The sequence below is a fragment of the Erwinia wuhanensis genome (genome assembly GCF_030484085.1).
GTDB classification, from domain to species: domain Bacteria; phylum Pseudomonadota; class Gammaproteobacteria; order Enterobacterales; family Enterobacteriaceae; genus Erwinia; species Erwinia aeris.
In genome coordinates, this window is the sequence record NZ_JAUJUH010000001.1 from 415,258 (window position 1) to 433,394 (window position 18,137).

The 18,137-nt window shown below is 52.8% G+C and carries 21 protein-coding genes; 8 read left to right on the plus strand and 13 right to left on the minus strand.

Annotated features, from left to right (window positions below):
* Positions 1-9 precede the first annotated feature (9 nt).
* The 3 genes from zinT to QZH36_RS01885 form a co-directional block, all read right to left on the minus strand.
* A complete protein-coding gene (gene zinT, locus QZH36_RS01875) occupies positions 10-663 on the minus strand; it encodes a metal-binding protein ZinT (protein WP_370734059.1) in 654 nt (217 codons plus the stop codon).
* A gap of 97 nt (positions 664-760) precedes the next feature.
* Positions 761-976, minus strand: a complete 216-nt coding sequence (locus QZH36_RS01880; protein ID WP_253454060.1) for a YdgH/BhsA/McbA family protein — start codon at positions 974-976, stop codon at positions 761-763.
* Between the two features lie 156 nt (positions 977-1,132).
* Positions 1,133-1,930 carry a helix-turn-helix transcriptional regulator gene (locus tag QZH36_RS01885; protein ID WP_301729528.1) on the minus strand — a complete coding sequence of 266 codons (798 nt, stop codon included), beginning with the start codon at positions 1,928-1,930 and terminating at the stop codon, positions 1,133-1,135.
* 87 nt (positions 1,931-2,017) lie between these two features.
* Between QZH36_RS01885 and QZH36_RS01890 the strand changes: the two genes are divergently transcribed.
* The 6 genes from QZH36_RS01890 (at position 2,018) to QZH36_RS01915 (ending at position 6,278) form a co-directional block, all read left to right on the plus strand.
* Complete coding sequence (locus tag QZH36_RS01890; RefSeq protein WP_301729529.1) at positions 2,018-3,175, plus strand: YbfB/YjiJ family MFS transporter; 1,158 nt, start codon at positions 2,018-2,020, stop codon at positions 3,173-3,175.
* Positions 3,176-3,286: 111 nt separating this feature from the next.
* The gene (locus QZH36_RS01895) at positions 3,287-3,655 is read left to right on the plus strand and encodes an MmcQ/YjbR family DNA-binding protein (protein ID WP_301729724.1); all 369 of its coding nucleotides are present in this window, start codon (positions 3,287-3,289) and stop codon (positions 3,653-3,655) included.
* Between the two features lie 2 nt (positions 3,656-3,657).
* Complete coding sequence (locus QZH36_RS01900; RefSeq protein ID WP_301729530.1) at positions 3,658-4,104, plus strand: NUDIX hydrolase; 447 nt, start codon at positions 3,658-3,660, stop codon at positions 4,102-4,104.
* Between the two features lie 54 nt (positions 4,105-4,158).
* Positions 4,159-4,455, plus strand: coding sequence for a hypothetical protein (locus tag QZH36_RS01905; protein WP_253454074.1), 297 nt, complete (start codon positions 4,159-4,161; stop codon positions 4,453-4,455).
* Between the two features lie 125 nt (positions 4,456-4,580).
* Complete coding sequence (locus QZH36_RS01910; protein WP_301729531.1) at positions 4,581-5,111, plus strand: SRPBCC family protein; 531 nt, start codon at positions 4,581-4,583, stop codon at positions 5,109-5,111.
* On the plus strand, positions 5,112-6,278 hold the full coding sequence (locus QZH36_RS01915) for a zinc-dependent alcohol dehydrogenase (RefSeq protein WP_301729532.1): 1,167 nt from the start codon (positions 5,112-5,114) through the stop codon (positions 6,276-6,278).
* A gap of 112 nt (positions 6,279-6,390) precedes the next feature.
* Here QZH36_RS01915 and QZH36_RS01920 read toward each other — a convergent pair whose 3' ends face one another.
* From QZH36_RS01920 to QZH36_RS01940, 5 genes are all read right to left on the minus strand, one after another.
* Positions 6,391-6,744 carry a hypothetical protein gene (locus QZH36_RS01920; RefSeq protein WP_301729533.1) on the minus strand — a complete coding sequence of 118 codons (354 nt, stop codon included), beginning with the start codon at positions 6,742-6,744 and terminating at the stop codon, positions 6,391-6,393.
* Positions 6,745-7,186: 442 nt separating this feature from the next.
* Positions 7,187-7,669, minus strand: a complete 483-nt coding sequence (locus QZH36_RS01925; protein ID WP_253460976.1) for a hypothetical protein — start codon at positions 7,667-7,669, stop codon at positions 7,187-7,189.
* Between the two features lie 16 nt (positions 7,670-7,685).
* The gene (locus QZH36_RS01930) at positions 7,686-8,237 is read right to left on the minus strand and encodes a hypothetical protein (protein WP_301729534.1); all 552 of its coding nucleotides are present in this window, start codon (positions 8,235-8,237) and stop codon (positions 7,686-7,688) included.
* A gap of 109 nt (positions 8,238-8,346) precedes the next feature.
* Positions 8,347-9,726: a sugar porter family MFS transporter gene (locus QZH36_RS01935; RefSeq protein WP_253454083.1), complete on the minus strand. Its 1,380-nt coding sequence runs from the start codon at positions 9,724-9,726 to the stop codon at positions 8,347-8,349.
* A 142-nt stretch (positions 9,727-9,868) separates the two neighbouring features.
* The gene (locus QZH36_RS01940; protein ID WP_253454085.1) at positions 9,869-10,153 is read right to left on the minus strand and encodes a VF530 family protein; all 285 of its coding nucleotides are present in this window, start codon (positions 10,151-10,153) and stop codon (positions 9,869-9,871) included.
* A gap of 403 nt (positions 10,154-10,556) precedes the next feature.
* Here QZH36_RS01940 and QZH36_RS01945 point away from each other — a divergent pair, with 403 nt between their 5' ends.
* Entirely contained in the window at positions 10,557-11,843 is a 1,287-nt protein-coding gene (locus QZH36_RS01945) for a methyl-accepting chemotaxis protein (RefSeq protein WP_301250786.1), read from the plus strand.
* A gap of 292 nt (positions 11,844-12,135) precedes the next feature.
* Positions 12,136-13,323: a pyridoxal phosphate-dependent aminotransferase gene (locus QZH36_RS01950; protein ID WP_301729535.1), complete on the plus strand. Its 1,188-nt coding sequence runs from the start codon at positions 12,136-12,138 to the stop codon at positions 13,321-13,323.
* A 50-nt stretch (positions 13,324-13,373) separates the two neighbouring features.
* Here QZH36_RS01950 and QZH36_RS01955 read toward each other — a convergent pair whose 3' ends face one another.
* The 5 genes from QZH36_RS01955 to QZH36_RS01975 form a co-directional block, all read right to left on the minus strand.
* Complete coding sequence (locus tag QZH36_RS01955) at positions 13,374-14,456, minus strand: type I restriction endonuclease (protein WP_125287582.1); 1,083 nt, start codon at positions 14,454-14,456, stop codon at positions 13,374-13,376.
* 447 nt (positions 14,457-14,903) lie between these two features.
* Entirely contained in the window at positions 14,904-15,539 is a 636-nt protein-coding gene (locus QZH36_RS01960) for a DUF1109 domain-containing protein (protein WP_301729536.1), read from the minus strand.
* Positions 15,526-16,074 carry a sigma-70 family RNA polymerase sigma factor gene (locus tag QZH36_RS01965; protein ID WP_125287580.1) on the minus strand — a complete coding sequence of 183 codons (549 nt, stop codon included), beginning with the start codon at positions 16,072-16,074 and terminating at the stop codon, positions 15,526-15,528. The genes QZH36_RS01960 and QZH36_RS01965 overlap by 14 nt, the downstream gene beginning before the upstream one ends.
* Before the next feature lie 49 nt (positions 16,075-16,123).
* Positions 16,124-17,362, minus strand: coding sequence for a protein-disulfide reductase DsbD family protein (locus QZH36_RS01970; RefSeq protein ID WP_301729537.1), 1,239 nt, complete (start codon positions 17,360-17,362; stop codon positions 16,124-16,126).
* A 15-nt stretch (positions 17,363-17,377) separates the two neighbouring features.
* Positions 17,378-17,941: a peroxiredoxin gene (locus QZH36_RS01975; RefSeq protein WP_253460979.1), complete on the minus strand. Its 564-nt coding sequence runs from the start codon at positions 17,939-17,941 to the stop codon at positions 17,378-17,380.
* Positions 17,942-18,137 lie beyond the last annotated feature (196 nt).

Consider the following 18,137-nt stretch of genomic DNA (forward strand, 5'->3'; position numbering starts at 1 on the left):
GCCGTTTTTTTAGTGATGCAGCATCTCATCAACCACCTGAGCGTTGGTCAGCTGCCACGGATAAAAAGTAGGCCAGTTGTCCATTTCCTTCAGCAACGCTTCCTGAGAGGTGTTGCCCATAAAAATATGGAAGTGAGCCGATTGGCGGGGCGCAATGGTGTGATCGCTGAACTGCACGTATTTTGGTGCCTTGCTGTTGGCGTCGCGGCATTCAAACAGATAGCGAACGCCTTTTTTTCCCGAAGCATACGTCAGGATCTGATGACCCTTGTAGTGATAGTGACAGCTGCTGGCCTGGTCGCCGCGACGAAACTCGATAACATCGTTTTCAATCGCCAGCGTATCGATATCGGTGGCATAGCCCTTGCGGTAATACGCTTTAAGCTGCTCAACGGTTTTGCTTTTATCTTTTTCGGCTTTCTTTTGCAGCACGGGATCAAGCTCGCCGCTGTCCAGCAGAGGGTAGACCGACTGCCAGACGCCGTCCCAGTCCGTCAGGCTTCTTTCCTTAACGTCCTGGTTATTAAAAACGCCTTCCGCCGCTTTCTGTTCGGTTTCGCTCAATGGCTTACCGTGCGAGTGGGCACCATGTGCAAAAACCTGTCCGCACATCAGCAGGGCGCCTAGCGCCAGGCCCACGTTTTTTACTTTTGCCGCCAACATACCATCCTCCGTCCCGTAATTTTTAAATGTTATAACATAACATTTGGGCGGACAGCAATGAAGTTGCGCCGCCAGTAACGGAGGCCATAGCTGGCTATTACTCTTTAGCAGAAAGAACCGCGGTCATATGAACGCCGTTGTTATAATTGGCTTCGGTAATGCGGTAAGAGGCGTTGGCCGCTTTTGCCTGAGCTGAAATCTGCGCTTCGGCGGCGTCCAGGGTGGAAGCACAGGCGGTGACGCTTTGGGCGAAGCTCACGGAAGAGATCAGTGAAAGGGCGGTAAAAACAACTAATTTTTTGATGGCTTTCATGGAAGGTTCCTTACTTTAATTATCAGATTTAAAGGCATGTCGCCTTGATGTAAGGAATGATAAGCGCGTTGGTGCGGGTTTGAAAGCCGATAGTTTTGCCATTCTTAATCAATAAAACTGAAAGAGAAGAGGGCGCGTACGCCCTGTAAATAAGGGTTATGGCTGTTCTGAAGCGCGGCAAAGATAAAAGATAAGAAAGATACCCGGCGCGCTTTCCACTTCCAGCGCGCTATAGGTGTAATGACTGATTTTTCCCTGGCTATCGATAATAGCCTTGTTGCCCGTGCCGAACTTGCTGACGTCCTGACGATGCCACATCTCCCGGAACGCCTCGCTGCGGGCGGTAAGATCGTCAATCACCCGCCCGAAATCTTCTGCATAGTTGCTGGCAGCGTAATAGGTGCGAAAGGCGGCAATAGTATGCTGCGCGGCCAGCTCCCAGTGATGGATTTTTTGCTTATAGTCGTCGCTGATAAACATCAGCTTCAGCGAGTTACGATCGTCTTCGGGGATAGTCGACCAGTCAAAAATCTGGCTTCTGGCCGCTTCGTTCCAGTAGAGAATATCCATATTGGCGCGCCGGATAAACGCGGGATGCGGCGCCAGCGCGTCCGCCATCACTTTAACCTCATGCGGTATTGCGCCCGGTTTCGGTGCATTTTTCGCGCCGAAAATCAGCCTGTCCAGATAATCCTGTTCGGTGGTGGAAAGCTGCAGTACGTTGCCGATCCGCTTCAGCGCGGCGGGCGAAATACTGATATCGCGTCCCTGCTCAAGCCAGGTATACCAGCTGACGCTGACGGCGGCGAGCTGCGCCACTTCTTCTCGTCGCAGGCCTTTTACCCGCCGCTGTTGCAGCGTAAAACCATAGTCTTCAGGATTAAGCCGTGAACGGTGATGCGTCAGGAAGTTTTTAATATCCTCGTTGCGTTCCCGGGTATGACTGCCTGTCATAGGATAATTCGCCCCATTTTTCATTCAGCGATTGCGAAATAGTATGGCCGCCAGATTAAGATATTTCGCAGGAGCAAAGCAAAAATTATGTCTACTCAGGCCTCGCAATATACCGGCGCGCCCGGCGTCATGCTTACGGGGATCATTACCCTTGTCGCCGTGATGGGCATTGGTCGTTTTTCTTTAACGCCACAAATCCCTTTAATGATTAAGGATGGCTTTCTTACGCTTTCCAGCGCGGGGATCCTGGCGGCGATGAACTACATCGGCTATTTGCTGGGCGCCATCCACGTCAGTAAATTAAAACGCCATCATACCTTTTATTTAAAAACGGGCCTGATGGCGACGGTGCTGGTTACGCTGCTCTCCGCCGCTACCTCCAGCTTTATGCTGCAATGCCTGTTCCGCTTTGTTTCTGGCGTGGGCGGCGCGTGGGCGCTGATTATCGTGACTTCCTGGACACAGCTGGTGCTGGCGGGCAAGCAGGCGCCAAAACTGTCGGCGGCGGTATTTACCGGCCCCGGCGTGGGGATTACCTTAACCGGCGTGCTGGCCTGGGCGATGGCCTGTCTGGGCTTTCATGCCTCACAGGCCTGGCTGGTTTACGGCGTGGTGGCGACTATTGCCGCCCTGATGATTTTTACCCGGCTGCCAAAGACGCTGGCGACCACCAACGGCAAAATAAAACCCGAGCCGCTAAACCGCAACCTGAAGCTTTTGCTGGCGGCCTATAGCCTGGCGGGCTTCGGCTATATTCTGCCGGCAACGTTTTTATCGCAGATGGCGCACGCTATTTTTACGGTCGGCAACCAGGCCGCCTTTTTCTGGCCGCTGTTCGGGCTGGCGGCGGTAGCGGGTGTGCTGCTGGTTATTGCCTTTGCCGCGCGTATCCGTACGCAGCCTGCGCTGGCTACGGCCATGATAGTGCAGGGCGCGGGCGTCGCCAGCGTGGTTTTTTTCCATGACGCGAAAGGGCTGCTTATCGCCACGCTGTTAACCGGGCTGGGTTTTCTTTCCATCATGCAGCTTTCGATGCGGCTGGCGCGTGAAGTTACGCAGGGTGCCGTGGCGCGGACGGTAGCGGTACTGACTTCCGGTTACGCAACGGGGCAGCTGATTGGCCCGCTGATTTCGTCGTTAAGCGTGACGCTGTTTCATTCGCTGGAACCGGCGCTGTTGCTGGCTGCGGCAGGGCTTGTTGCCGGTGGCATCCTGGTGCTGCTCGGCATTAAAAATACTGCATAAATCAGTGACAAGGTCGTGTCGAAAGCGGCCTTTTGTATGGCAAAGTTCTTCGCCATTCCGCCGCAGCAGGGGCATAATCCAAAGGCGATTTTTCTTGCGGCAGGAGACGTCATGGAAAGAGAGACATTATTCAGCTACGTTCGGGAAAACTTTCAGTCAGAACCGGAATACCTTTGGCGCAACCAGCCGGGTTATGCCGTACTTCGTCATGCCAATGGCAAGAAATGGTTCGCTATCGTTATGAATGTGCCCGGTACAAAACTGGGGCTGGAGCATGAAGAGAGGGTAGATATCCTTAATGTAAAAGTCAGGCCGGAGCACATCGGTTCGCTGCGTCTCAAAGAGGGCATTCTGCCCGCTTATCATATGAATAAAGGACACTGGATCAGCGTGATCCTTGCCGGCCCTTTATCATCATCAGAAGTCTTTGAATTACTTGCGGACAGCCACGGCCTGACTTACCAATCTGAAAGGAAATAAAAATGCGTGTTCGTCCGGCAGCCCGGCTTTTGATCCTTGATGAAGGCCAACGGATATTGCTGTTCAGATATCGCCATACAACGGATGCGCTGGCGGGACAGACCTATTGGGCAACGCCCGGCGGCGGCGTTGAGCAGGGCGAATCATTTGCTCAGGCCGCTATCAGAGAACTGAGGGAAGAAACCGGGATTGTTTGTGCCGATATTGGCAGCAGCATCGCGCAACAAAGTTTTGTCATGACGCTGCCGGATGGCGAGAAGGTCAGGGCGCTGGAAAAATTTTACGTGGTGTGGGTACAAAGCCACGCTATCAGCACTCACGGCTGGAGTCGTAATGAAAAGCGTGTTATCAGCGACCACCGCTGGTGGCACATGGCTGAGTTACAGACCACCGCTGAGATTATCTATCCTCAGGGCCTGGCCACCATCCTCGCTTCGCTATCCGCCTGACAGCACCTGAATCTTTAGACTACCCTTACTTTTCAATTACAGAGGAGAAGCAAGATGGCTGATTCAGTTCTGATCGACACGCTACAGTTTGGCCCGGAAGACGCGCCGGTGCAGAAATATGAAATTTATGGCGATGACGAGAGCACGCCAACCCATGCGGTAATTTACCGCAAAGACGACGGCGGCTGGCAAAAGCTGGATGAGACGCTCAGCTTTGCCGCAGAGGATGAACAGAAAGAAGCCACCGAAGCGATGGGTTACGGCTCTGGCGACAGCCTGCCGGACCTGCGCGATCTGCCTGCCGAAGCCAGGGAGCACTGCGAGCAGCACTGGCAAAATAGCCAGCAATAAATCCTGCCGGGGATAGCCCGGCGCCTGTTGCGTCTGCACAGCGCAATTTCGCTCGCAGTATTCGCCTTTCTGAACTTAACTCAACTACATCGAACACCGCTTTTTGTACCTTACAGGGGGAACATTTGGCCAGAAAACCGCTACCTGAATCCGCTAAAGAACTGACGCTCCGCCGCTGGATATCCATAGGACTTCCCGCCACCGATCTTTTCGCTCTCTGGCTGGCGCCGGATACCTTGCCGCGCATTATGAGCCATTTCGCAAAGGTCACGCCGATCAATAAAAGCGATGTGCACTGGCAGATCGATGGCCCGCTCGGGAAAAAATATGCCTGGGAAAGCCGTATCGTAGAGGCGCAGCCGGGTGAGATTATTGCCTGGCAGTCGCTGGAAGGCGCTGATATCCCTAACGAGGGCAAGCTGGTGCTGACGCCGGCGCCCGGCGAATGGGGAACCGAGCTGGCATTAACTCTGACTTTCACGCCGCCTGGCGGCACCCTGGGTAAAAAAGTGACCACCTTTTTCGATCTGCTGCCTAAAGAGATTGCCAGCATCGCGCTGCATCGCTTTAAAAGCCTCGCCGAAACCGGAGAGATCCCTACGATTAACGGTCAGCCCGCTGGCCGCCATGCCGAACGTCAGGATAAGGAGAAATAAATGCGCGCACTCTGCTGGAATGGCGTTAACGATCTCAGCGTTGAAACAGTGGCGGATCCCGGTCTGCTTAATCCTCACGATGCCATTATTCGCGTTATCCTGACCACCACCTGCGGCTCCGATTTGCATGTTATCGACGGGCTGATCCCCAGCATGCGCGAGGGCGATATCCTTGGTCATGAATTTATGGGCGAGGTGGTTGAAGTAGGCAGCGCGGTGAAAAATATCCGCCGTGGCGATCGGGTGGTGGTTCCTTCCTTTATTTCCTGCGGTTCCTGCTGGTATTGCCAGCATGAGCTGCCTTCCTGCTGCGATAACACCCATCCCCAATGGGAAAAAGGCGAGACGGTGCTGGGCCATCCGACCGGCGGCATTTATGCCTACAGCCACGCTTTTGGCGGCTACGCAGGTTCCCATGCCGAATACGTTCGCGTACCTTTTGCCGATAACGACTGCTTTGTGATCCCGGATGGCGTAACCGATGAGCAGGCGCTGTTTCTGTCCGACGCCGCGCCCACGGGCTATATGGGCGCGGATTTCTGCAATATCCATCCTGGCGACACCGTGGTGGTCTGGGGCTGTGGCGGCGTTGGCCTGATGGCGCAGCAGAGCGCATGGCTGATGGGTGCGCATCAGGTTATCGGCATCGATCGCTATCCGGAGCGGCTGGCGATGGCGCGCGACTATGCCGGCAGCATCACGCTGGATTATACCCAGGTGGATATCCACGAGGCGCTGCTGGAACTTACCGGCGGACGCGGCCCGGACAGCTGCATCGATGCGGTCGGTATGGAGGCGCGAGGTGAAGGTTTAAGCCAGGTATACGACAAAACCAAACAGCTGCTGCATCTGGAAACGGACGTCGGCGCGGCGCTGCGTCAGGCGCTCTATGCCTGTCGCAAAGGCGGCAATATCGCCATTCTTGGCGTATATGGCGTGATGGATAAATTTCCGCTGGGGCTGATGATCAATAAAAGCCTGACTATCCGCACCGCGCAGCAGCATGGCCAGCGCTATATGCATCGGCTGCTGGATCACGTGGCGAAAAACGAGCTGAATCCGGCGTTTATGGCGACGCACCGTTTCTCGCTGGAAGACGCGCCGCGCGGCTATGAAATGTTCAAGCACAAGGAAGACGGCTGCGTCAGAGCGATTTTCGCTCCCTGAACATTCGCCGTGCGGTATGGCCGGGAATGTTGTTGCGGCTAGCAGTTTACCGGCATGAACGGGGTGATATTAATGAAAGAAAAGGGCGCCGCTATCTGTTTTTGGCGGCGCCCTACATTTTTTTGCAGTGCCTCAGGCGATAAAAGAAGCCCGTGTTGGTGTTTTCAATGATAAAGCGATCGTCATATTTAGCTCGCCTGAAAAATGTCACCCCGTTAACGGTGGCCTGCTGTTTGACTCCGCCCATCACGCTTGCCAGTTCTGGCGACGCCACTTCGTTACCAAGCATTTTCACCTGATAGTCGCTGCCATAATCCTGAACAAGCGCCGCTTCCGGTAATACCAGCGTTTCAGTTCGGGAACTGGTTATGCGGATATCACACACATATGTTCCCGGTCCGGAATCTACAGCAGCGGAACTGCAAAAGGAAAAGCCTAAAGCGAACAGTGGAAGAATTTTATTCATGCAAACACCATCAAGGGTTAAACAGCACTGTAGAGGTTATCGGCAACGATTTGATAGACTTCAGCCGCCAGGGCTGATGCAGCGAGCTAAGCTTTGCGACAAGCTGATTTTCATCGTATTTTTCCAAAACGTATTGGATGAACCGCCGGTAAGTCATAGTTTTCACGTAGCTTTATTTTGGTACGCATAATGTATATTATGTTAAATTAACGACGTACCAGACAGTCCGGCTACCTTTCCTCGCGTAATCAATTCCCTGCTTTATCCAAAACTGGTCATGTGGATCGTCGCCGTAAGGCGGCTCTTTGTACCCTGTTCCCCAGTTGACGTTCCCGCGCGGCTTTGAGCAAATCCGCCGCCCGTATGCAGCGTTTCATCATGGGGCAACACGGGCTACGTTACCGGGCAAGGCGCTTCACGCTGACCCGTTTTAATTCAATGCTCACTCTTCTCGCCACGGCACGACTTCCCCAAGAAAAGTATGCGTGCAGCAACGGCACGTTACCGGGATATCCTCTGCTGAAATTTGCGGATTAACCTGTTGGAGCATTCCCTGTTCATCAATAAACAAGCCAGGGAAAAAGCTAAACTCGCCGCAGCAAACATACTCGCGCTGCTGGTGCTCATGCTGCGCCACCATCCAGAATATGGGCTCGGGTTTATCTAACCGGCTTTTTGCCTCGCTGTACACCTCATCCCAGCATTGCCCAAGCTTGCTGAGCAGAAAGTAAAACAACGGGGAATAATCCAGCCCGCGCTGATGCCTGCCGTGCATAGATTCGCGCTGCGGCAGCATTTCAGCAGGCAGCTTTTTTTTATTCCTTTCGTGGCGATACTCGGCGCCTGGGTGGTTCGAGCGATGCCGCGTGGTCGTGTTGACCCGGCGGTAAAGTCTTTGGGCTTTATTGTCGTGATGAATTCTCAATGTACGCTCCTTGCTATTAGTCCATGCAAACCGGCTCACCGGTTTTAAGTGAAAGCCGGAACGGCTGCCAGCCTCCCGGCGGATCCCAGTCGCCCTCGCCTTCAATCACATCATTTTCAATTGCTGACAGCGTCACGCCATCAATTGCGCATCGTGCGGATTGCCAGAGAATGCCTTCAGTCAGGTGAACCAGAAAAACATAGCTGTAGGTAGCGACAAGGAAATGCTCATGCAGCCTGACAGAATTAATATCAGGAACAGCATAAATGTGTCCAACGTAGTCATCAAGCGGGAAACTACGGAAATGGCCTGGGATAATGTGTAGATGGTCGCCGCAGATTATCGCTATAGAGTGGTCATTACACAGAAAGTCGCAGAACGCGCTGGAAATCAAAAAACCTTCTTCATCAGCGCGGATATAAAGCTGTAAAACCAGGACTGACGCGCCATTATCACTAATAAGCACCCTTCTGTCTTTTTTTCCCTGTCCGGCAAACGGATTGATATGAACTATGTTAACTTCACCGGCCGTTATCGCTTGCTCCATAAAGCGGGCTTGATATCTCATTATTTATCCATAAAAACGCTTATTTGCCCATTGAATCGCTCGCGCTACGTAAAATCTACAGGGCCAGAGCCTTGCAGAATTCACGTAGCTGGCTTTGATACCGTCTTTTTCAGGCGCCGATATCCCGCAGCGCTTTGCCTTTCATCAGGTTACGCTCAATATGCTCCAGCGTGACGTGTTTGGTTTCCGGCACCAGCCATATCGTCAGCAGGATAAACGCCAGGTTAAGCGCGGCGTAGAACCAGAACGTATTGGCATTACCAAACTTCTCCAGCATGGTCAGAAACGTCGCGCCGACGATCATATTACCTACCCAGTTAGTGGTCGTGGAGGCGGTAATGCCAAAGTCGCGGCCTTTCAGCGGCTGGATTTCCGAACACAGCAGCCACACCACCGGGCCGGCTGCCATCGCAAAGCCGACGATAAAGATCAGCAGCATCGCAATTGCAAAGTACTTACGAAAATCGGTTTCAACGCCCAGATGCAGCAGCGTGCCCAGCACGCCCATACCAATGGCCATCACCAGGAAGCTGGTCGTAAGCATCGGCTTACGTCCCCAACGGTCGACCAGACCAATAGCGATTAAGGTTGCCAGCACGTTGACCATGCCGACGATCACCGTTCCCCACATTTGCTCGCCGGTGCTGGAAAAACCGGCGATGCCGAAAATTTTCGGCGCGTAGTACATCACCACGTTCATGCCGGTAAATTGCTGCATCAGCTGCAACAACATCCCCAGCCATACTGCACGGCGAAAATTGCCGTTGTTTCTGAACAACGACCAGCCGTGCTGTTTAACCTTCAGGCTTTCCCGGATGTCGTCCAGCTCCTGCTTCGCCTGCTCGCTGGTATTACGCAGACGATCCAGCACGCGCTGCGCCTCGTTAAAACGCCCGTGCGAAGCCAGCCAGCGTGGGCTGTTAGGCAGAAACAGCACACCGATAAACAGGATCACCGCCGGGATAGCGATAACGCCCAGCATCCAGCGCCAGCTGCCGCTATAGCTAAAGGCGGTATCGGAAAGATAAGCCACCACGATGCCGGTGGTCAGCATTAGTTGATACATGGAGATCATAGAGCCGCGAATGCGTTCCGGCGCAATTTCGGCCAGATACAGAGGCGCGGTATAAGATGCCACGCCCACTGCCAGCCCAAGCAGAACGCGGGAAAATATCAGCGATTCCACATCCGGCGAAAGCGCCGACCATAGCGAGCCGATAATAAACAGCGTGGCCCCGGCCAGCATGCTTTTTTTGCGTCCCAGCTTCGAGGACATCCAGCCGGCGGCCAGCGCGCCAATGGCTGCGCCAAACATCATCGAGCTGACCACCCATTCCTGCTCGTGATTGCTGATATGCAGATCTTTCGCTAAAAAAGGCAGCGCGCCTGCAATAACGCCGATATCAAGCCCGAACAGCAGGCCCGATAGCGCTGCCATCATACAGACAAACCAGGTAAACCGATTCCCTGAAACTTTACTGGCCTTCATGCCGTATCTCCTCGCTTAAGTCAATTTACATCAAGAATGTTAACTTTATGTAAATAAGCGGGGTGTCGATGCGTTACCGGTCACATTTTCAGATACGACCGGCGGCAGGATAATGCGGAAGGCAAAACAAGGCAGCCGCTGCCTACTCTTCTTTTTTGCTTTTCCAGTTGGCCCACGGGCTGTCGGCAGGTGGTTCAGGTTCGGCAGAATCGCTTAGCGATTCAATATATAACGCCTCAACCTCTGCCCGCGCCCACGGCGTACGACGCAGAAACTTCAGGCTGGATTTAACGCTGGGGTCGCTTTTAAAGCAGTTGATATTAACGCGTTTGCCCATTTCGTCCCAACCGTAGCGTGCGACAAGCGCATTGATAATGGCTTCCAGCGTCATGCCATGCAGCGGATCTTTTGAAGTGTGGTTAGTCATAGCGTTCTCTCAGCGAAAATAATGCCGCTACCATACTGACTGTCATAGTCAGGTGCAAACCGGGCGTGTTTATTACGCGGCGCTGCTTTATGCAAAACCTTGCTCAAAGCGCACATTTTGAAACATCTTACTCAAATTTTTCACCAGCCTGCCGATAGTGGTTTATAGACAGGCTTATTGGCCCGTTATTACACATCAGGAAATTTACCAAGACAGAATCCCGGCCTCCGCACCGAAGTGCGAGAAGAGACACGGTTCTTTGCTCTGTAGAGTCAAAGGATAAAACGTTCCACCCGGGAAAATCATGCGTCACCGCGCTGGCGGTCGGCGCACAGTATTCATTGGCGAGGATAAAAGGCCCGCAATGGATCATTGAGATCATGAAAACTTCCTGGGGTTGTCTATGTTTGGTGTAAAAAAATCGAGTTTTTCCCTGTCTTTATCTAAAGGCAGCGCCGTTGTTAAGGACATTAACGCGATTAAGCAGCATGTGGCGTGGATTGAGTTTTTGCCCGATGGAGAAATTCTCAGCGCCAATCAGCAGTTTCTGGAGATGACCGGCTATTCGCTAAGCGAAATCCAGGGCAAGCATCACCGTATTTTTTGCGATACGGACTATGTCCGCTCATCGGAATATCATCATTTCTGGCAAACGCTGGCATCAGGCGAGTCGGTCACGGGTATCTTTGAACGTTTCAGTAAACAGCATCAGCGCTTTTACCTTAGCGCCACCTATTTCCCCGTTTGTGATGATAAGGGTGAGGTTTATAAGGTCATCAAGATAGCCTCTGATATTACCGCTCGCCATCAGGAGCTGGAGCAGAAAGAAGCGGTGATCACCGCGCTGGATCGTTCTATGGCGGTGATAGAATTTACCACTGACGGCAAGATAATCACCGCTAACAGCAATTTCCTTACCCATATGGGCTATGCGCTGTCGGACATCGTTGACCAGCACCATCGTATTTTTTGTTATGACAGCTTTTACCGGGAAAACCCCGATTTCTGGCAAAAAATCAGCAAAGGCCAGCATTTTGTCGGCCGCTTTGAGCGTAAAACCGCCAGCGGCGAACGTATCTGGCTTGAGGCAAGCTACAACCCCATCTATGACGCCGACGGCAAAGTCTGCAAGGTTATCAAGCTGGCTTCAGATATTACGGCCCGCGTTGAGGCGGCGAAGCGCGTGGCAGATATAGCGGTCACCACGTCGGAACAAACCTCGCAAATCACCCATAACGCTAATGAAGTGCTGGACGAAACCGTGCGGAACTCCGGCCAGGTCGCGTTGCAGGTAAGCGCCGCCACGGAAATTGGCACCCAGCTGAACGCATCGGCAAAAAGCATCAGCGAAGTGGTCGATACGATTAACGTTATCGCCTCGCAGACCAATATCCTCGCGCTGAACGCCGCGATAGAATCCGCTCGTGCCGGTGAAGCTGGCCGCGGGTTTAGCGTGGTAGCGGCGGAAGTTCGCCGTCTTGCCGCTTCAACCGCCAGCGCCACGCAAAAAATTACCGCCGTGGTGGACGTTAATACGCAGCTGATTAAGCAGATGTATCAGGAGCTGGATTCGGTCAAACAGTTTATGGTCACCGAGCAGGATAAAATCAGCGAGCTTTCGCGCAGCCTGCGGGAGATCAACAGCGGCGTGCACCAGTTTGTCAGCGTTATTCATCGGCTGGATGTGTAGGCCCAGGAAAAGGGAGCAAGGCGGCTCCCTGCTCTTCTTATCCTGCTGCTTTCACGGGCAGTGATAACCTTTGGTGCGTAAGCGCACCATCAAAGCGCTAACGGGCGTGATAAATAAACCCGCCTTATGATTGCAATCTTAAGGCTTCGGGCTTAGCAAACTTCCTCCTGCGCCGGAAAACAGGCTTCCGTAGCTATTACATGATGTTAACAAACGGCGCTCGGTCATCTGCCGCTGAAACTGGCATAATTACTGCATTCTCCTTTTCGTCATCGATTAAAAAGGAGAATGTATGATGAATGTAATAGTGAATGATCACGAGGCCGTGGATGCAAAACGCAGATCCTTACTGAAGCTTTCCGGCATCATGGCGGGCGGCGCGGCGCTAACCGCCGGATTTAATGCTGCGACCTTTGCCGCCGCACCGCTCAGCAAATCAGCCTTTACCCCGCCCACGCCGGATCGTCCTGTCCGCATTAATTTCAACGAAAACCCGCTTGGCATGTCGCCCAAAGCGCAGGCTGCCGCACGTGATGCCGTCTTAAAAGCAAATCGCTACGCTAAAGCGGAAATTATCGGGCTGCGTCAAAAAGTTGCTGAACATCACCACGTTTCCCCGTCAGCCATATTGCTTACCGCCGGCTCATCAGAAGGGATTCGGGCGGCGGTGGAAGCCTGGTCACCACAGGGATCGCAGCTGGTTATCCCGGAATTGACCTATGGCGATGGCGAACATTTCGCAAAGATTGCCGGTATGAAGATCGCTAAAGTTAAGATGCTTGATAACTGGGCATTTGATATTGCGGCAATGAAGGCGGTCGTAGCCAATCATCGTGGCCCGTCGCTGGTTTATCTGGTAAACCCTAATAATCCGACGGCGACTATTACCCCTGCCGACTTGATTGAACCATGGATAACCAGCAAGCCTGCCGATACGATGTTTATTGTTGATGAAGCCTACGCCGAGTTTGTTAACGACCAACGTTTCCGCTCCGTCTCGCCGCTGATTGCGCAAGGCATGGATAATATTATTCTGCTGAAGACCTTTTCTAAAATTCACGCTATGGCCGGAATGCGCGTCGGCTATGCGGTGGCGCACCCGGATGCAATTGCGCGGCTCGAAAAGCATGTTGCCGGAGAAAAGATAAATTTCTGCGGCGTTGATGCGGCGTTGGCTTCTATGGATGACCATGCGTTTATCGCATACAGCAAAAAGAGCAACGATCTTTCCCGTCAGATTTTAGTGAAAGCGCTGGACGAGCTACAGCTCCCTTACCTGCCGTCTGAGGGAAACTTTGTTTTCCACCAGCTCAGAACGCCGCTGCAAACGTATCAAAAGCGGATGGCAGAGTCTGGCGTACTGGTCGGCCGCGCTTTTCCACCAGCCGACAGCTGGTGCCGGATTTCGCTTGGCACACCGGAAGAAATGCAGTGGGTCGCCGATAAGCTGCGTGAATTCCGTAAGAAGGACTGGGTATAGTTTTTGGCTATTCTTGTATAGTTCAGGGGAGCGATGAGGCTCCCCCTGTGCTATTTATATCGCAACGCAGTTTCAACAAGCGTTTCAGTAAAATCATAAATTTCATCAAGCGTAGTAATCGGATGTCGGGTTTCAACTTTGTTTGCGTCAAACAGGCTAAGATATTTTTGGCTGCGATTCAGGTGCAAACGACATATCGGCTTTCTGTTATTATCATCTATCAGAATGCCAAAATAGCTTCGTGTATCCCTGTAAGATATCCTTTCTGAAGAGATATGTTTTCTGATAATAGATTTAACTATATGGAACCCCTCAATTTCCTCCGCTGTTGTGATAATACCGTCATCATCTTCAGGCTGAGGAGTATCGCCTTCATTAAGTAGACCATTAGAATCCTTTTCAGACTTCGTTGTTACACTACCGCTAATGGCAGATTTAAGTCTCTCATTAACCTGGTCATTCAGCCATTGGCTTGCCGCTTTTTTTGTCAAGACAAAGAAAAGTTCTTTAACCTTTTGCGTAAAAACGCCCTCGTACACGCGAGATCCTACAAGTTTAACAAAATCGTCTTCAGGATTTTGAAACTGGGCTGAGATTATCTTTTTGATTTGGCTTACATACTTAAGTTCCCCAGCGGCATTCACTATAGATTCGACATCGAAAGCGCTTCTGGTTAGCTTTAATAGCTCGGGAACAACATGTTCGTCAATGTTAAGGAGATCCAACTCAAGGAAAGGTTTCTCATCCATCTTATTAGGCGCATCCAGGTCAGTAAAAAACTTGTAGACTTGCCCATTGGTGAGGATGGATATCCTTGCAGTAGTAACATGGAAATATCTAAAAAGTTGGGAAGCATGTTTAATGTTAAGCGAGTCGCCTATTTTCTTACACTCAACAAGCATCTGAATTTCATCATCCCTGACAATTGCATAGTCAATTTTCTCCCCTTTTTTTGTGCCTACATCGCAAATAAATTCTGGAATGACCTCTGTTGGATTAAACACGTCATACCCTAATATCTTGCTTATAAAGGGCATAACTAATGCACTTTTGGTTGCCTCTTCTGTTTGGATTAAAAGTGATTGCTGCTTTATTTTTGCTGCGAGTGCGTTCAATTCATCTAAAATTTCCATTCATCACCATTAGCGTTTTAAGCCTGGACCCAGCCCCGGCTGATACTGTATTGAGATATGGTTTGATGTTAATTAAATATAAATGGCGTTTTTGACTAAAAAATTTTAAAAATGCTAAATTTTATCTTCAGCAGAAACATAAAGCTGAATATTGCTTATGATATAAGCGATGGCGCAATCTTTGTCAACAGATATAAGCGAGACGATTACCACTTATTGCGCATGACGTTAAGAGTTTGGCCGAAGATCATTACTCAATTTTTTTACACTAAGGGGAGTGCCGGCCCCGATCAGGAACCGTGCACTGGGCTGATGATTTATGTAAAGCCGTCATATTTAACAGATACCGCTGGTTACCAAATATTTTATAAATGCAGCTTCAGTGAGTACAGGAAAAAATTATCTATATAAATTGAATCCATTCCCTGTCTCTATGGTGTCCTGTCATTAATCCAGCCGGATCCAGCGCCTTCCCGCCAGCACGGTCACGGCGATAATCGTGATGCCCGCGGCCAGGTGCATAATGAAATCCAGCATATGCAGATGCGTTTGATGGCACAGCGACAGCAGCATGGATGACATAAAGGCGATGCCGCCGCCCGCCAGCGCCAGGCTTTTGCCCGGATAAAGCGAGCGGGAACGATGTAGCGCCGCCACGGCAATCACCATCATCGGCAGGCTGGCCGACAGCATAAACAGATAACAGTGTACGCCCTCGCCAAACTGTCTGCCGCCCGGCGGTAAGGTGGCCGTCATATTACCTAAATTAAGCGCCAGCCAGATGAGCGCCAGCAGGCCCAGCCATTTCAGACGAACAGGTGGTCGCCCGGCCAGGCTGAGCGTAAACGCGCCCGCCATAGCGCCGCTGCCAAGAATAAAAGACAGCAGCAGGCTTAGCAGCGCAGGCAGCGCATCGGGCCGTGACCAGTCGGTGAATCTGCTGTGCAGCGCCCAGCTGCTTACCATGCCGCAGGGCAAGGCCAGCGCTATCCAGGCAGCCACGCGCCAGCCCGTAGGCCAGAGGCGTTTAACCGGCCGCGCCGAGTCGCTAAGTTGATCGATAAACCGATCATGATTTCTCATGATTGCTTTTTCCTGATTTGCGAAGGTTAAGCATTGCGCGATGCAAAAGCGACTTTACGGCGGCTATCGACAGATTGCTTTCCGCCGCGGCCTGAGCAAGGCTCTGTTCGCGCAGATGAACGGATTCCACAATTTCCCGCTGCCTTACCGGCAGGCTGTCCAGATAGCCATTCAGTTCATGACCATCGGTATCCGTTTCCGGCAGGACAGCAGCCTGGCGGTTTACCGCCTCCTCGTCCTGAACTTCCTGACTTCTGCCGCGCTGCCGCAGAGCGTCAATCGCCCTGGCCGAGGTAATCGCCGCTACCCAGGGCAGAACGGGACGCTGCGGATCGTAGGTATGGCGGACGCGATGGATCGCCAGCAGCGTTTCCTGAATAACATCTTCAAGCAGCGCTTCATCACTGATTTTTTGACGCGCAAAGGCGCGGATGGCAGGTACCATCGCTTTCAGCAGCCGGTTATAGGCTTCGCGGTCGCCGGCCTGCGCGCGCGCCATCAGCGCAGGCCAGTGCTGCGTCTCAGTGATGGGCATTGCCCGCCTGCAAAACGTTATCTGCCGGGCTTGTAGTCACTACGCTTGCTCACGATTTTTTCCCGTGTTCAGTGGCGCGATCCAGCGCCGAGATAACAATATTGGGCGTCAGCACCTGCGGCAGCACGACCGGTTTGCCACCGTCTGCCGGATAAACCACATAAAGCGGCAGTCCGCCCCGACCGAAATCGCTCAGCGCCTGTTCCACATCCGGATTGTACTTAGTGGAATCCGCAACCATATAGATGGTATCGGTACGCGCCATTGCTGCTTTAACAGCCTGGGTAGAAAGCGACGTGCGATCGTTTACCTGGCAGGTAATACACCAGGACGCCGTAAAGTTTACCAGAATCGGTTTGCCCTGCCCTTTAATCGCCTCGACATTCTGCGGCGTCCAGGCAACGGCTGCCGCAGCCTGTGCGGTTTCGGCGCTGTTTTGCGGCGTGGCGGTGGCGTTAAGGTTAAGCAGCGGCACCGCCACCAGCAGCAGAAATACCACGGTTGCGCTATGCAGCGCCCAGTGACGCCTGCCCATCATCTGACGTTTTTGCGCCATGCCATACAGCCAGGCGGCAAAGCTCAGCAGCAGACAGCAGGCCAGGATAGCCGCCAGCGCCGCCGAGCCGGCCTGCCGCTCCAGCACCCAAATCAGCCAGCCGACCGCGCCCAGCATCGGAAACGCCAGCCCCTGTTTCAGCGTCGACATCCAGGCGCCGGGCGCAGGCAGCACTTTCGCCAGCACCGGAAAAAAAGAAATCAGCGTAAAAGGTGCAGCAAATCCCAGCGCCAGCGAGATAAAGATAATCAGGCTGACCACCGGTGGCTGAGTCAGTGCATAGCCAACCGCGCTGGCCATAAAGGGCGCGCTACAGGGCGTCGCCACAATAATTGCCAGCGCGCCGGTCAGCGCAGAGCCGGTCAGACCGCCACGATCGCCGCCTATTCCCCCTACCCGCTGCACCGAAAGCCCGACCTCAAAAAGCCCAAAAAGATTGAGGGCCGAGCCAAGCATCACCAGGATCAGTAGCGCGATCACCAGCGGCGACTGAAGCTGAAATCCCCAGCCGACCGACGATCCGCCCGCCCGCGCCAGCAGCAGCACGCCCACCAGCGCCACCATGGTCACCACCACGCCGAGCAGAAACGCCAGGCCTTCGGCACGAGCCTGTGCAGGCCTGTCATGATGGCGCAGCAGGCTCAGCGCCTTCAGCGAAATCAACGGAAACACGCACGGCATTAAATTCAGGATAAGGCCGCCCAGGAAGGCGGCAGCGATAGCAGTCAGCATGATAAACCTACTCCGTTATGCCGGGTTGGCCTGGCGATATTTTTTCACCGCGTCCATCGCTTTTTGAATATGCGCGTCCGGATTTTTGTCGGTATAGCTGAGCAGGATCTTGCCGTCCGGCGCAATCACATAGGAAGTGCGGTCGGAATAGGTTTTCCCTTTCATCTCCAGCGTATTTTTATATTCCGTCGCGACTTTCGCACCCGGATCGGCGGCTACGGTAAATTTATCGCGGCATTCCAGCTGGGAAAATTTAGCAATCTGATCGGTATTGCCTGCCGTCACGCCAATCACCGTCGCGCCCTGCTTGTTAAACTCATCGGTCGCTTCGGCAAAGTCATGCGCTTCCAGGGTACAGCCTGCGCTAAACGCGGCCGGGAAGAAATAGAGCACCACCGGGCCTTTTTGCAGCGCCTGCTGCAGCGAGAACGTGGTCGATTTACCGGCCAGCGCGGCATCAAGCTTAAAGTCCGGCGCTTTTTCACCGACCTGCAGGGCGGCAAAGGCGCTGGTCATGGGTAAGGTAAGCGCCAGCAGCGTGGCGGCGGTCAGGGCTTTCAGGTTCATACGCATAAACATCTCTCCATTATTCGACAGGTGAAAGGAAACCATCTCCTTAACCAGAGGTTCGTCGAACAACAGGGAAAAGTTTCGCTGAGATAAAAAAAATTTTAGCAATTCGCCTGACTGAGGCGAATTGTGTGATCGCCTTAACAGAACTACCCTTTCCTGCACGCCATTCAGGATCGGGCCTGCTTTGAACGCCCCGATACTG

Excerpts from the sequence above, each read along its gene's own strand:
- zinT (WP_370734059.1), bottom strand. The coding sequence starts at position 663 with ATGTTGGCGGCAAAAGTAAAAAACGTGGGCCTGGCGCTAGGCGCCCTG.
- QZH36_RS01880 (WP_253454060.1), bottom strand. The coding sequence starts at position 976 with ATGAAAGCCATCAAAAAATTAGTTGTTTTTACCGCCCTTTCACTGATC.
- QZH36_RS01885 (WP_301729528.1), bottom strand. The coding sequence starts at position 1,930 with ATGACAGGCAGTCATACCCGGGAACGCAACGAGGATATTAAAAACTTC.
- QZH36_RS01890 (WP_301729529.1), top strand. The coding sequence starts at position 2,018 with ATGTCTACTCAGGCCTCGCAATATACCGGCGCGCCCGGCGTCATGCTT.
- QZH36_RS01895 (WP_301729724.1), top strand. The coding sequence starts at position 3,287 with ATGGAAAGAGAGACATTATTCAGCTACGTTCGGGAAAACTTTCAGTCA.
- QZH36_RS01900 (WP_301729530.1), top strand. The coding sequence starts at position 3,658 with ATGCGTGTTCGTCCGGCAGCCCGGCTTTTGATCCTTGATGAAGGCCAA.
- QZH36_RS01905 (WP_253454074.1), top strand. The coding sequence starts at position 4,159 with ATGGCTGATTCAGTTCTGATCGACACGCTACAGTTTGGCCCGGAAGAC.
- QZH36_RS01915 (WP_301729532.1), top strand. The coding sequence starts at position 5,112 with ATGCGCGCACTCTGCTGGAATGGCGTTAACGATCTCAGCGTTGAAACA.
- QZH36_RS01920 (WP_301729533.1), bottom strand. The coding sequence starts at position 6,744 with ATGAATAAAATTCTTCCACTGTTCGCTTTAGGCTTTTCCTTTTGCAGT.
- QZH36_RS01930 (WP_301729534.1), bottom strand. The coding sequence starts at position 8,237 with ATGAGATATCAAGCCCGCTTTATGGAGCAAGCGATAACGGCCGGTGAA.
- QZH36_RS01935 (WP_253454083.1), bottom strand. The coding sequence starts at position 9,726 with ATGAAGGCCAGTAAAGTTTCAGGGAATCGGTTTACCTGGTTTGTCTGT.
- QZH36_RS01940 (WP_253454085.1), bottom strand. The coding sequence starts at position 10,153 with ATGACTAACCACACTTCAAAAGATCCGCTGCATGGCATGACGCTGGAA.
- QZH36_RS01945 (WP_301250786.1), top strand. The coding sequence starts at position 10,557 with ATGTTTGGTGTAAAAAAATCGAGTTTTTCCCTGTCTTTATCTAAAGGC.
- QZH36_RS01950 (WP_301729535.1), top strand. The coding sequence starts at position 12,136 with ATGATGAATGTAATAGTGAATGATCACGAGGCCGTGGATGCAAAACGC.
- QZH36_RS01955 (WP_125287582.1), bottom strand. The coding sequence starts at position 14,456 with ATGGAAATTTTAGATGAATTGAACGCACTCGCAGCAAAAATAAAGCAG.
- QZH36_RS01960 (WP_301729536.1), bottom strand. The coding sequence starts at position 15,539 with ATGAGAAATCATGATCGGTTTATCGATCAACTTAGCGACTCGGCGCGG.
- QZH36_RS01965 (WP_125287580.1), bottom strand. The coding sequence starts at position 16,074 with ATGCCCATCACTGAGACGCAGCACTGGCCTGCGCTGATGGCGCGCGCG.
- QZH36_RS01970 (WP_301729537.1), bottom strand. The coding sequence starts at position 17,362 with ATGCTGACTGCTATCGCTGCCGCCTTCCTGGGCGGCCTTATCCTGAAT.
- QZH36_RS01975 (WP_253460979.1), bottom strand. The coding sequence starts at position 17,941 with ATGTTTATGCGTATGAACCTGAAAGCCCTGACCGCCGCCACGCTGCTG.